Origin of the sequence: Curtobacterium sp. MCSS17_007, assembly GCF_003234175.2 — a bacterium.
Taxonomy (GTDB): domain Bacteria; phylum Actinomycetota; class Actinomycetes; order Actinomycetales; family Microbacteriaceae; genus Curtobacterium.
The window spans coordinates 673,919-686,442 of the sequence record NZ_CP126257.1 but is presented as its reverse complement, the minus strand read 5'-3'; the positions used below and the strand labels follow the sequence as shown (position 1 = coordinate 686,442).

The following is a 12,524-nucleotide window of genomic DNA, read 5'->3' as shown; positions in this document are numbered from 1 at the left end:
GGTCGGACGCGGTCGCGTCGTCCACGTGGGCGGTGGCGGCCGGGAGGCGCGTGGCGGCGTCGCCACGCGCCTCCCGTTCGTCGACGGGATGCGTGGTCGTGTCGAGGGTGGTCACCCCTTCACCGCCCCGGTCAGGCCGCCGACGATGCGCTTCTGGAAGATCGTGAAGAACACCAGGGCGGGGATCATCGACATCGAGGTGAACGCGAGGACCCTCGCGGTGTCGACGGAGTACTGCGACGAGAACGCCTGGACCCCGAGCGGGAGCGTGTACGACGCCTCGTTGTTGAGGATGAACAGCGGCAGGATGTAGCTGTTCCAGCTGCCGATGAAGGCGAGGATGCCCACCGTGACGACGCCCGGCAGCGACAGCGGGACGATCATGCGGAAGAAGAAGCCGAGGCGGCTCGCACCGTCGATGGACGCTGCCTCCTCGAGCTCGTCCGGGATCGCCCGCAGGAACGGGACCAGGATGATGACGGTCGTCGGCAGGGCGAAGGCGATCTGCGGCAGGATCACGCCCGCCAGGCTGTTCGTGAGCCCGAGGTCCTTCACGAGCAGGTAGAGCGGCGTGATGGCGACCGTGATCGGGAACATCAGGCCCGCGGCGAACAGGGCGTAGACGGCACCGCGCCCCTTGAACGAGTAGCGGGCGAGCACGAAGCTGACCATGAGGCCGAGCACGACGACGCCGAGCGTGGTCGTGACCGCGCTGATCGTCGAGTTGCCGAGCTGCTGCCAGAAGATGCCGCTCGACAGCACCGAGCCGTAGTTGCCGAACTGGAACGGCGCCGGCAGACCCGCCGGGCTCGTCGTGATCTGCGAGTTCGTCCGGAACCCGCCCAGCACGATGTAGAGCACCGGGGCGAGGTTCGCGGCGACGAACAGGATCGCGACGACGTACGTCAGAGGGCTCGCCTGGCCGAGGGCGGCCCCGGACTTCCTCGCCCGGGCACCGCGGCGACCGGGTGCGACGAGGTTGGTGGTGGCACTCGTGATCGCCATCAGTGCTTCCTCTCGGTGAGTGCGCCGGCGGTGTCCCGACGGAGCACGAAGTGCTGGTAGACCAGGGCGACGGCGAGCGAGATCAGGAACATGACCACCGCGACGGCGCTGCCGAAGCCGTAGTTGCCCGAGGTCCGGCCGTTCGCGACCATGTACGTCGCCATGGTCGAGGTGCCCGCGGTCGAGGAGATGTACTGGCCCCAGATGATGTAGACGAGGTCGAACAGCTGCAGCGAGCCGATGATCGACAGGAACGCCCAGATGCGGATGGTCGGGCCGAGCAGCGGCAGGGTGATGCGCCGCTGGATCTGCCAGTAGCTCGCACCGTCGATCGCCGCCGCCTCGAAGAGCTCCTCGGGGATGCTCTGCAGGCCGGCCAGGAACAGGATCACCGCGAAGCCGATGTACTTCCACGAGATGATCGCGAGCAGGCTCCAGATGGCGATGTCCGGGTTGGACAGCCAGTCCTGGCGGAGCCCACCGAGCCCGATGCTCTGGAACAGGTCGTTCACGGCACCGTTCGACTGCAGCATGAGGCTCCAGCCGGTACCGACGATGACCTCGGAGATCACGTAGGGCACGAAGACCAGCACCCGGACGAGTCCGCGGCCGCGCATCTTCTGGTTGAGCAGGAGCGCGACCACGATCGCGATCGGGCCCTGCAGCACGAGCGACATCACGACGATGAAGCCGTTGTGCATGAGGACGGAGTGGAACGCCTCGTCCTGGAAGATGATCAGGTAGTTCTGCAGCCCGACGAAGTTCGTCGGCGGGCCGTATCCCTGCCACTTGTAGAAGCCGTAGTAGGCAGCCAGTGCCACGGGCAGGATGACGAAGGTCACGAAGACGATCACCGCGGGCCCGGCGAGGACCGCGATCTCGACGCGCTTGCGCCAGTCGGCGACGCGCTGGGCGGTCCGCCGGGCGGGGAGCGGCGTACCGCTCCCCGCCGGGGACGTCCCGGGAGCTGTGCCCGACGCCTTCGCCGGGGTCGTGCCGAGGGAGGTGTCGAGCGCCATGATCAGCCCTTGGCCGCGGCCTGGTTGGTGGTCTCGACGATGTCCTTCGCGCTGCCCTTGCCGGCGAGCAGGTCGACGACGCTGGTGTTCAGCGCGTTGCCGACGTTCTGGCCGTACAGGGTGTCGAGGTACTGCGAGACGAACGGGGCCTCCTGGTAGGCGGCGAGGGCCGACTTCAGGTAGTCCTCCTGGACGACCGACTGGGCGTCCTTGTTCACCGGGATCGCGTTGAAGGCCTTGTAGTACGCCTCCTGGTTGTCCTTCTGCACGATGAAGTTGAGGAAGTCCGTGCAGGCCTTCTTCGGGGCCTGTGCCGAGCAGGAGTTGCCGTCGACACCGCCCATCATCGACTTCGGGTCGCCCTTGGCGCCCTCGACGGCCGGGAACGGGAACCATCCGAGGTCCTCGAGCGGCTTGGCGTCCGGGGTGAGCGACGCGATCACGCCGGGGTTCCAGGCACCCATGAGTTCCATGGCCGCCTTGTGGTTGGCGAGGAGACCGGCGGAGCTGCCGGCGCCCTGCTGCGCGGCGGTGGTGAGGAAGCCGCTGTTGAAGGGCTCGGTCCCGTTGAAGTCCTCGAGCTGCTCGCCGGCCTTCGTCCAGCAGGCGTCATCGAACTCCAGCGACTTCGCCGCATCGTTCAGCGTCTTCTCGCTGCACTCGCGGAGCGCGAAGTTGTAGTACCAGTGCGCGGCGGGCCAGGCGTCCTTGGCGCCGACGGCCACGGGGTCGATGTCCTTCGCCTTGAGCTTGGTGACCGCCTCGTTCAGCTCGTCCATGGTGGTCGGCGGCTGCTCGATGCCGGCTTCCTCGAAGAGGTCCTTCGAGTACCAGATGCCCTCGGGGAGCACGGCGCCCGGCATGGCGTAGGTCCCGCCGTCCTTCTCGTAGCCGGCGAAGGTGCCCTTGCTGATCGACTGCTTCGCGTCGTCACTGATCGAGTCGGAGATGTCCATCAGCTGACCGGCAGCGATCATCGCGTCCATCTTGCCGCCGCCGCGCTGCAGGAAGATGTCGGGGCCGTCGCCGGAGTTCAGCGCGGTCTGGAGCTTGCCGTCCAGGTCCTCGTTCTGGATCGCCTGCGCCTTGATCGTGACGTTCGGGTACTTCTCCTCGAACGCCTTCACGGTGTCGTCCCAGTACGCCTTGCCCGGGCCGGTGGTCGAGTTGTGCCACAGGGTCATCGTGACCTTGCCGCCGTCCTCCGACGGGTCGCTGCCGCCGGCTGAACAACCCGCCAGCGTGAGAGCGGTGGCCCCGACCAGCGCGATGGCTGCCGCGGCACGGATCTTCCTCGTCATCGTGGAACTCCTCGGTGTCGTCGTTGACGTTCGCGGCAGTCGATGCCGCTGCGGAAGAGCGTGTCAGGGTCGCGTCCCGTTTGTCAATCGTTATCGATAACGTTTTCTAACCGTGATCAGCGGGCTGGCGGAACGCGTCCGCGGCGGTACGGTGTGGACATGGAGACCGCCGTCGACCACACGCCCGGACCGGGGCGGGTCACGATCGCGGACGTCGCGCGCGCCGCCGGCGTCTCGATCCCCACGGTGTCCAAGGTGGTCAACAACCGCGACGGCGTGGCCCCTGCCACCATGCTCCGGGTGCAGGAGGTGGTCGAGCGCCTGGGCTACGAGACGTCCCTGGTCGCCCGGAGCCTGCGGAGCTCCCGGACGAACGTGATCGGGATCCTGGTGCCCGAGTTCGAACCGTTCTCGACCGAGCTGCTCCGCGGTGTGTCCGCCGCGACGACCGGCACCGGGTACGAGCTGCTGGCCTACGCCGGACTCGAGGCCGGCACGGGACGCCCCGGCTGGGAACGGCGCTCGCTGTCGCGCCTGTCCGGGACGCTCATCGACGGCGCGATCGTCGTGACCCCCTCGGCGGCCCTCTCCGGGGCGTCGATCCCGGTCGTCGCCATCGACCCGCACACGGGACCCGAGGGCCACGCGACCGTCGACACCGACAACGCCGCCGGTGCGCGCGATGCCGTGGAGCACCTGCTCGGGCTCGGGCACACCCGGATCGCCCACCTGCAGGGGCGCGGTGACCTGGCGTCGTCGCAGCTGCGCGAGGCGGGCTACCGCGACGCCCTGGCGTCCGCCGGCATCGCGGTGGACGAGTGCCTGGTGCGCGCCGGTGACTACCAGGAGGAGCGGTCCGCCGTCGTGGCGCGCGAGCTCCTGACGCTGCCCGATCGTCCGACGGCCGTCTTCGCCGCGAACGACTCGTCGGCGATCGGTGTGCTCCACGCCGCCGAGGCGCTCGGGATCCGGGTCCCGGAGGACCTGTCGGTGGTCGGCTTCGACGACGTGCCGCAGGCGTCGACCACGACCCCGCCGCTCACGACCGTGGCGCAGCCGCTGGCCGAGCTCGGAGCAAGCGCGGTCGCGATGCTCATGGGCATGCTCCGCGGCGAGCCGACGAGCGACCACGTGCGACTGCGCTCGACGCTGCACGTGCGGAGCAGCACGGCGTCGGTCCCGGCCGCCTGACCTCGGGGCGGGGCCGGGCGTCAGCGCCGCAGCGTCTGCTTCGGGTACTCGCCGAACCGCTCGGCGTAGGACGCCGAGAAGCGTCCGAGGTGCGCGAAGCCCCACCGCCGTGCGACCTCGCCCACCGCACCGGCCTGCGGCCCCGCCTCGAGCAGCTCCTCGTGCACGCGGTCGAGCCGCACTCGGCGCAGGTACGTCAGCGGCGAGACGTCGAACACCCGCCGGAACGACTCCTGCACCGAGCGGACGCTGAGGCCGGCCGCCTCGGACAGGTCCACGATCGTCACCTGCTCGGCGGCGTGGGCGTGGATGTACTCCACCGCGGCGCGCAGCCGGGCGTTGCGGGGCTGCGCGAGCACGTCGGGCAGGTCGTCGGTCTGCGGCGGGAACAGGTCGAGGAACACCTCGGCGGCGGTCACCTTGGCGTCCTGCCAGGCGTCCGAGTCCGGGCCGCCGACCCGCAGCGCACGGGACAGCGCCGTGAGCGCCCCCTGCCAGCGGTGGGCGATCGCGTCCTCGGCACCGCGCCGCGTGTCGAACCGCAACGGACGTTCGCCGAGGTCGGTGCGCATGGCTGCGATCCGGCGCACGAACGCGCGGTCGAAGTGCACGAGTCGCTGGTCGTAGTCCGCGGTGACGAAGCTGTACTCCTCGTCGGCGGGGAACATCACCGGGACGTCCAGCAGCATCGGCCAGCGCTCCCCGCGCATCTCGAGCTCACCGGTGCCCGTGCTGATCCAGGTGACGACGTAGTCCACCGAACCGGCGGGCATCCACCCGCGGATCTCGCCGTGCATCTGCGACCGGCGGATCGTCACCTCGCTGTCGCCGATCGCCGTGTACCGGTAGTCGAACCGGCCGCTCGTCGGCGCGGCGGACCAGCGCTCCCCCGCGTAGATGCCGCCGAGGTCACGGACGGCCGTCTCCGGGCGCGTGCCGGCGACCTCGAACCGCACCGGCGCGATGGTCTCCTCGGCGCCGAAGGCTTCGATCAACGGGTCAGCCACGTCGTGCCCCTTCGCGGCGGCCTGTCCACATGACGCCATCACTCTCGTTATCCGGATACGGTTCTGGGGTGGACGCGGCGTAGTGTCGCGCACGACCGAGACGCACCGAGGGGGCGATCACGTGAGCGAGATCGACCTGACCGCTGCGCTCACGCGGCTCGAGGCAGCGATGAGCGCCCTGCGGGGGCGCCTGCGCGAACGCCTGTCGGTGTCCGGTTCCGACCTGACGGTCCTGCAGTTCGTCGCGCGCGCGGCGGCCGCGGACCGTCGCGTCCGCGTGAAGGACCTGGTGTCGCACCTCGGGCTGACGAGCCCGGCGGTCACCGGGACGGTCGACCGGCTCGAGCGCGCGGGCCACCTCTGCCGGGTGCCGAACCCCGACGACGGGCGCAGTCGCTTCATCGAGCTCACCCCGGAGACGCAGCGCGCCTACGCCGCTGCGATGGACAGCACGAACGAGCATCTGCACGATCTCCTGTCCTCCTTCTCCGAGCGCGAGCGGACCCGGTTCGTCCGCGTGATCGAGCGTGTGATCGAGGCGCTCGAGTACGGCGCACCGACGCCCTGACGGCAGGTTACGGGCGCTCGGAGACCCCTCCGGAGCATTTGTCCAACAAGCGCAGTTAGGTCACTTCTCGACCTATCTTGCCGGACGCGAGGACGATCTGCCCGTACCGTCGCCGATGGGTACCCCCACTCGGGGGTGTGCATCAGGGAAACGGGGAGGAACCATGGGTTCGTACCAGTCCGAGCCGGGCATCGACCCGGTGCGCATCGAGACGTTCCGTCGGATGCGCAAGCGTTGGAAGTACGGCGAGCTGCAGGACGCGAACGGCCTGTACGCCGACTTCTTCACCGACACCGCCCGCGACTCGCGTCGCTGACGACACGGCGCCGTCAGCCGACCAGTGACGGACGGGAGGCCCGTGGCGGGATCGCCACGGGCCTCCCGTCCGTCACCGGTCCCGTCCGTCGTCGCGCGGCAGCCGAGCGTCGCCCGCCCGCTCCCCGGCACGGCGGGCGTCACCCCTTGACGGCGCCCGAGGTCAGGCCGGACACGATCGACCGGCGGAAGACCAGCACGAGGATGACGATCGGGATCGTCGCCGCCACGCTCGCCGCGAAGATCTGCGCGAACGGCACGGTGAACTGGGTCCCGAACAGTGCGATGCCGACGGGGATGGTGCGGAACGAGTTCTCGCTGTTGAACGTCAGCGCCATGAGGAACTCGCTCCACGAGGCCGTGAAGGTGAACACCCCCACGGTGAAGAGCCCGGGCTTGGCCATCGGCAGGATGACCGACAGGACGGTCCGCCAGGCCCCCGCACCGTCGATCTCGGACGCCTCCTCGATCGTCGACGGGATCCCCTGCAGGTAGTTGCGCATGATCCAGATGGCGAACGGCAGGTTGAAGGCGACGTACGGCACGATCAGCCCCGGGTACGAGTTGAGCAGTCCGAGGTTGCGTTCGAGCAGGTACAGCGGCGTCAGGACCGCGATGGCCGGGAAGACCGAGAGCATGAGCAGCGAGGTCATGATCGCCGTCCGGCCCCGGATCCACCGTCCGGCGAGCGCGTAGCCGGCCAGGAAGGACAGCGCCAGCACGATGACCGTGGTCGACACCGAGACGACGACGCTGTTGATCATGTACTGCCCGAGCGCGTTGTCGCGGAACGCCACGACGAAGTTGTCGAACGTCAGCGAGCGGGGCACGATCGTCGGCGGTGACTGGGCGATCTCGGACGACGGCTTGAGCGACGTCGACACCAACCAGTAGAGCGGCAGCGCCGTGAGCACCGCGATGACCACCCCGCTGACGTTGACGGTGTTGACCCACCTGCGCCAGCCCTTGCGCACCTTCTGTCGGGGCATCAGGCATCCCCTCCCTTCGCCTGGTTCCGGAACGCCCGGAGGAACAGCAGGCAGCCGACGGCGACGATGACCGCCGTGCTGGTCGCGATCGCCGCGCCCGGTCCGATGTTGATGTCCTGGAAGAGCACCTTGTAGCCCATGATCGCGAGCGACTGGGTGGCGGTGCCCGGACCGCCGTTCGTCAGCACGAACGGCAGGTCAAAGACGCCGAACGCCTGCAGGATGCGGAACAGCACCGCGATCGTCAGGGTCGGGGTGAGCTGCGGGAGCACGACGCGCCAGAACGTCTGCCACGTGCTCGCACCGTCGAGTTCGGCTGCCTCGTAGTGGTCCTCGGAGATCTGCACCAGGCCGGCGAGCAGGATGATCGCCACGAACGGCGTGGTCTTCCAGATGTCCGCCACCATGAGTCCGGTGATCGCCGGGACCGGTTCGCCGAGGATCACCGGGGCGTCGCCGAACAGCCCGAAGAACCACGTCGCGACGCCGTACGTCGAGTCGTAGATGTACTTCCAGAGCTGCGCGTTGACGATCGTCACGAGCGACCACGGCACCAGGAGCAGTGCGAGCATCCACCCGCGGGTGACCCCGAGCCGCTCGAGCACCAGGGCGACGAGCATGCCGAGCACGAGTTCGACGAAGACCGTGACGACCGTGTACAGGACGGTGAACCCGAGCGCGCGGTACCAGTCGGCGCTCTGCAGCAGCGCCGCGTAGTTGCCGAGGCCGAAGCCCTGGATCGTGAACCCGTCGTAGCCGATCTCGACGTCTGCGAAGCTCAGGACGATCGAGTACACGACCGGGAAGATCGTGACCGCCGCCACGACCAGGAGCGCCGGGGCCGCGAAGCCCCACGCTCCCCGCGCACGGATCCGCTCCATGCGCGACCGCCCCGTGGTCGGGCGGTACCCGTCGCGGCGACCCGCGCCTCCCGAGCCGGACCCGGCGGCCGCTGCCGGCGGGCGGGTCTCGGTCCCGGCGCTCACAGCGCCTCCCCCTGCAGGGCCAGTGAGATGGCCGACGCCATCGCGCTGGTGCCGCCGTCGACCGAGGCCTGGCCGCCGAGGATGCTGTTGCCGTTCTGGTAGACGCCCTGCGAGACCTTCGGGTAGTACGCCGTCGAGGTCGGGCGGGGCACGAGCGTGATGCCGGCCGCGGTGTCGTACGTCGGCCGGTTCTGCCGCTTGGCGTCCTGGCTGACCAGGCTCGCGCTGCGTGCGGGAAGGACGCCGCCCTCGCGGGTGAGGAACTGCTGCGCCGTCTCGCTCGACATCCAGGCCGCGAACGTCAGGGCCGCGGCGGGCTGCTGCGTGTGCGGGTTGATGTAGTTCCCCCACCCGCCGATCGTCGAGTGGTTGTCCTGCATGCCGTCGAACGTCGGGCGGGCGGCGAGGCCGACCTTGCCGGCGACCGCCGAGTCCGGGCTGTTCGCGATGCCCCACGCGTAGGACCAGTTCCGCAGGAAGGCCGCACGCCCGCCCGAGAAGGCGTCGTTCGTGTCCTGCTCCTGGTACGTCAGGGTCGCTCGCGGGCTGGCGCCGTCGGTGATGAGCGAGCGCATGAACTCGAAGGCGCGCTTCGTCTCCGAGCTCGTCGTCGCGGGGGCCGTCAGGTCGTCGTTGAGGAGCGACCCGCCGGCGTCGGCCACGAACTCGGTGACGTTGCAGGTGAGGCCCTCGTACACGTCGCCCTGGAAGGCCAGGCCGTAGTCGACGTCGCCGGTGTCGACGAGCTTCGCCGCGGTGTCCTTGACCTCCTCCCACGAGCGCGGGACCTGGAAGCCGTGCTTGTCGAGCAGGTCCTTGCGGTACAGGAAGAACGACTCGTCGATGTAGAGCGGGAACATGTAGTAGGTCCCGTCGACGCTGGCGGCCAGCCGGAGGCCCTCGGGGAACTGCTCGAAGAAGTCCTCGCCGACCAGCTGGTTGACCGGGGTCGCCAGCTTGTTCTTCGCGAACTGCCCGGGCCACGCGACGTCGCCGAGGTACACGTCCGGCGTCGGGCTGCCCGCGGCGATCTGCGTCGTCAGGCTGGTGCGGTTCGTGTCCGTGTCGCTCGGCGCGCTCACGATCCGGACCCGGATGTTCGGGTGTTCCTTCTGGAACTCCGCGATGAGCCGGCGGCGGAGGTCCCCGCCGTCCTTCGACGCGACCTGCCCGGCCCACCAGCTGATCGTGACGTCACCCTCGGGCGGGTCGGTGGGCCACTCCTCGACGGTGGTGCGTTCCGGCCGGGTGGAGCAGCCGGCGAGCAGCAGCACCCCCGTGCCCCCGAGCAGGAAGAGCCTGCGGTCGATTGCCATCCGTCCTCCTCGACGAAGGGTGCGGCTGCGCACCCGGCGATCTCGTGCGGCCACCCAACCAAGCGACCCTGAGCGCCGATTCAGGTGCGGTGGTGCAGTGCGGCCGGAGGCGGGGGGGGGCGAGTGGTGCGGCAGAGCGACAGTGCTCGGGCGCGACGCGGCGCCGCACTGTCGCTTCCGCGCACCACTCTGGTGCGAGCCGGGGCGGGTCTCGCTGGGGGCGACGCGCCTCGTGGCCCGCGCCGCGCGGGTCAGCGCCTCGTGGCCCGCGCCGTGCGGGTCAGCGCCGCGCGGGTCAGCGCACGGGTGCGGGCGCGGTGGACTCGGCGGGGCGCAGTTCGCAGGGCAGCAGGAAGTGCGGCAGCTCGACCGACGTGCCGTCGAGCTGGTCGATGAGCGCGTCGGCCGCGCGGATGCCGAGCTCGCGGCCGGGGGCGATCATCACGGAGAGCCGCGGGTGGTGCTGGTCCCCCGCCGCCGCCGAGGACGCGATGCTGAGCACCGACACGTCGTCCGGCACGCGTCGCCCCGCCGCGTAGAGCCCGACCAGCAGCCCGGCCGACGAGTCGTCCTTCATCACGAGCACGGCGGTGACGTCGGGGTCGGCCTCGAGCAGCTGCGCAGCAGCCTCGCGGCCGCCCTCGCTGCCCGGTCCGGCGTACACGATGGTCCCGACCACGCCCCGGTCGGCGACCGATCGCCGGAAGGTGTCCTCGACCCGGAGGTGCGGCGCGTACCCGGCCATCGGCGTGCCCTCGAGGTTCTCGAGCACCAGGCCGAAGCGCCGGTGCCCCAGGCCCTGCAGGTGGTCGAGGCCGTCCTCGATGGTCGTCTCGAAGTCGATGTCGACGAACGGCAGTGCACTGCTGTCGCGCGTGCGTCCGATGAGGGTGAAGGGCACCCCGAGTTCGCTGAGCTTCGCCACGCGGGGGTCGTCCATCCGCACCTCCATGAGGACGACACCGTCGACGAGGCCGCCGGACACGAGGTCGTCGAGGTCCTCGCCCGCGGGGTCGACGGGCCAGAGCACGAGGTGGTGGTCGCGCTCGGACGCACGCTCGGCGGCGCTCATGAAGAAGTCGGACGTCGTGGGGCTGAACCGGTTGCCGGTGGTCGGGAAGAGCAGGGCGACGATCCGGGTGCGCCGACTCGCCAGGGCCCGGGCGACGACGTTGCCGCGGAACTTGAGCTCCCGCATCGCGGCGGTGACCTTGGCGGTCGTGGCCGGGGTGACGTACTTCGTGCCGTTCACCACGAAGGACACCGTGGCGATGGACACGCCGGCGCGGTCGGCGACCTGCTGCATCGTGGCCACGACACCTCCTGCGGGCGGACGGACACACCGCCGTGGTCGCGGCGGGTCGGACCGCCCTGGTCGCGGCGGTGGTCCCGAGCATAGTCCTCGTCCACCACGAGAAAAGCGCTTTACAGGTGAAGCGCTTTCCTGTTAGCTTCTCGCCCCAGGACCACCGCGACGACGACGTCAGTGGAGTCGACGCACCGTGTCCTTCCCCGCATCCGCGAAGAGAAGAGCAGTGCAATGAAGCCTGGTTTCCGCTCCACGTCCCGCCGGGGCCGCGCCCTCGTCGGCGCCGCCGCGATCGTCGCGACGGTCCCCCTCGTCCTGGCCGGGTGCTCCGGCTCCGGCAACGCGTCGTCCTCCGGCGGCGGCGGTGGCGGGAAGACCCTCACCATCGAGGACTACTACGACGCGAACTACGACCCCGTGTACCAGCAGTGCGCGAAGGACGTCGGTGCCGAGGTGAAGATCAACCACGTGGCCGGTGCCGGTCTCATCTCGAAGGTCCTGCAGCAGGCGTCCTCGCGCACCCTGCCCGACGTGCTCATGCTCGACAACCCGGACGTGCAGCAGATCGCCGCCTCCGGAGCACTGTCCGACCTCGCCGACTACGGTCTCGACGCGGACGACGACGTCCCCGGCGTCGAGGGCGCGAACACCTACGAGGGCAAGCTCTACGGTCTGCAGCCCGTGACGAACTCGATCGCGCTGTACTACAACAAGAAGCTGCTCGCCGAGGCCGGTGTGCAGCCGCCCAAGACGTGGGACGAGCTGAAGGAAGCGGCGAAGCAGCTCACCAAGGGCTCGACGTACGGCTTCGCGATGAGCAACATCAACACGTACGAGGGCACCTGGCAGTTCCTGCCGTTCTTCTGGTCGAACGGCGGTGACGAGAAGGACATCGCGACGCCCGAGGCCGCGCAGGCCCTGCAGCTCGTGCAGGACCTGCAGGACGACGGCTCGATGTCGAAGAGCTCGATCAACTGGGCCCAGGCCGACGTGAACAACCAGTTCATCGCCGGCAAGGCCGCGATGATGATCAACGGTCCGTGGCAGCTGCCCGCCCTCAAGGAGGCGAAGGACCTCGAGTTCGACAGCGTCCCGATCCCGACGCGCACCGGCTCCGAGACCGTCGCCCCGCTCGGCGGCGAGGCGTTCACCGTCCCGCAGACCGGGGAGGAGGAGAAGATGCAGCTCGCCGGCAAGTTCGTCGGGTGCCTGAACAGCGACAAGATGCAGGCCGTCATCGCGGGCGTCACCGGCAACGTGCCGACGAACGTCGAGGTCGGCAAGAAGTGGGCGGAGGACCACGCCGACGTCGCGTCGTTCGTCACCACCGTGCAGACCGCACGCGCCCGGACCGGTGAGCTCGGCGAGGACTGGCCGAAGGCCGCCACGAAGATCTACACCGCCGTCCAGCTCGCCCTGACGGGCAAGGCCGACCCCGAGCAGGCGCTCGAGCAGGCGCAGTCGCAGAACCAGTAGCGGATCCGGGGAGCCGGTCACGCGACCGGCTCCCCGCCCCCG

The 12,524-nt window shown here is 69.8% G+C and carries 12 protein-coding genes; 4 read left to right on the top strand and 8 right to left on the bottom strand.

The window, feature by feature from the left end; translation table 11 throughout:
- Positions 1-111 precede the first annotated feature (111 nt).
- Genes DEJ22_RS03265 through DEJ22_RS03255 form a run of 3 tightly spaced genes read right to left on the bottom strand, consistent with a single transcriptional unit; the run spans position 112 to position 3,325 of the window.
- Positions 112-1,005 (bottom strand): carbohydrate ABC transporter permease, encoded by an 894-nt coding sequence (locus tag DEJ22_RS03265; RefSeq protein ID WP_111226604.1) that lies wholly within the window; start codon positions 1,003-1,005, stop codon positions 112-114.
- Positions 1,005-2,024 carry a carbohydrate ABC transporter permease gene (locus DEJ22_RS03260; protein WP_111226605.1) on the bottom strand — a complete coding sequence of 340 codons (1,020 nt, stop codon included), beginning with the start codon at positions 2,022-2,024 and terminating at the stop codon, positions 1,005-1,007. The genes DEJ22_RS03265 and DEJ22_RS03260 overlap by 1 nt, the downstream gene beginning before the upstream one ends.
- 2 nt (positions 2,025-2,026) lie before the next feature.
- Entirely contained in the window at positions 2,027-3,325 is a 1,299-nt protein-coding gene (locus DEJ22_RS03255) for an ABC transporter substrate-binding protein (protein WP_111226606.1), read from the bottom strand.
- Between the two features lie 159 nt (positions 3,326-3,484).
- Here DEJ22_RS03255 and DEJ22_RS03250 point away from each other — a divergent pair, with 159 nt between their 5' ends.
- On the top strand, positions 3,485-4,516 hold the full coding sequence (locus DEJ22_RS03250) for a LacI family DNA-binding transcriptional regulator (RefSeq protein WP_111226607.1): 1,032 nt from the start codon (positions 3,485-3,487) through the stop codon (positions 4,514-4,516).
- A gap of 20 nt (positions 4,517-4,536) precedes the next feature.
- On the opposite strand, the gene DEJ22_RS03245 is transcribed toward DEJ22_RS03250, so the two are convergent.
- Positions 4,537-5,523 carry an AraC family transcriptional regulator gene (locus DEJ22_RS03245; RefSeq protein WP_181430710.1) on the bottom strand — a complete coding sequence of 329 codons (987 nt, stop codon included), beginning with the start codon at positions 5,521-5,523 and terminating at the stop codon, positions 4,537-4,539.
- Between the two features lie 121 nt (positions 5,524-5,644).
- Between DEJ22_RS03245 and DEJ22_RS03240 the strand changes: the two genes are divergently transcribed.
- Complete coding sequence (locus tag DEJ22_RS03240; protein ID WP_181430711.1) at positions 5,645-6,091, top strand: MarR family winged helix-turn-helix transcriptional regulator; 447 nt, start codon at positions 5,645-5,647, stop codon at positions 6,089-6,091.
- Positions 6,092-6,254: 163 nt separating this feature from the next.
- On the top strand, positions 6,255-6,407 hold the full coding sequence (locus DEJ22_RS03235) for a hypothetical protein (RefSeq protein ID WP_181430712.1): 153 nt from the start codon (positions 6,255-6,257) through the stop codon (positions 6,405-6,407).
- Between the two features lie 139 nt (positions 6,408-6,546).
- Here DEJ22_RS03235 and DEJ22_RS03230 read toward each other — a convergent pair whose 3' ends face one another.
- The 4 genes from DEJ22_RS03230 to DEJ22_RS03215 all read right to left on the bottom strand — a co-directional run bounded on the left by DEJ22_RS03230 (position 6,547) and on the right by DEJ22_RS03215 (position 11,003).
- Entirely contained in the window at positions 6,547-7,395 is an 849-nt protein-coding gene (locus DEJ22_RS03230) for a carbohydrate ABC transporter permease (protein ID WP_181430713.1), read from the bottom strand.
- Positions 7,395-8,381 (bottom strand): carbohydrate ABC transporter permease, encoded by a 987-nt coding sequence (locus tag DEJ22_RS03225; protein WP_258379575.1) that lies wholly within the window; start codon positions 8,379-8,381, stop codon positions 7,395-7,397. The genes DEJ22_RS03230 and DEJ22_RS03225 overlap by 1 nt, the downstream gene beginning before the upstream one ends.
- The gene (locus DEJ22_RS03220) at positions 8,378-9,697 is read right to left on the bottom strand and encodes an ABC transporter substrate-binding protein (protein ID WP_111226609.1); all 1,320 of its coding nucleotides are present in this window, start codon (positions 9,695-9,697) and stop codon (positions 8,378-8,380) included. Before DEJ22_RS03220 ends, DEJ22_RS03225 begins: the two co-directional genes overlap by 4 nt.
- 295 nt (positions 9,698-9,992) lie before the next feature.
- Positions 9,993-11,003 (bottom strand): LacI family DNA-binding transcriptional regulator, encoded by a 1,011-nt coding sequence (locus DEJ22_RS03215; protein ID WP_111226930.1) that lies wholly within the window; start codon positions 11,001-11,003, stop codon positions 9,993-9,995.
- A gap of 234 nt (positions 11,004-11,237) precedes the next feature.
- Here DEJ22_RS03215 and DEJ22_RS03210 point away from each other — a divergent pair, with 234 nt between their 5' ends.
- Positions 11,238-12,482 carry a sugar ABC transporter substrate-binding protein gene (locus DEJ22_RS03210; RefSeq protein ID WP_111226610.1) on the top strand — a complete coding sequence of 415 codons (1,245 nt, stop codon included), beginning with the start codon at positions 11,238-11,240 and terminating at the stop codon, positions 12,480-12,482.
- The last annotated feature ends 42 nt before the right edge of the window (positions 12,483-12,524 follow it).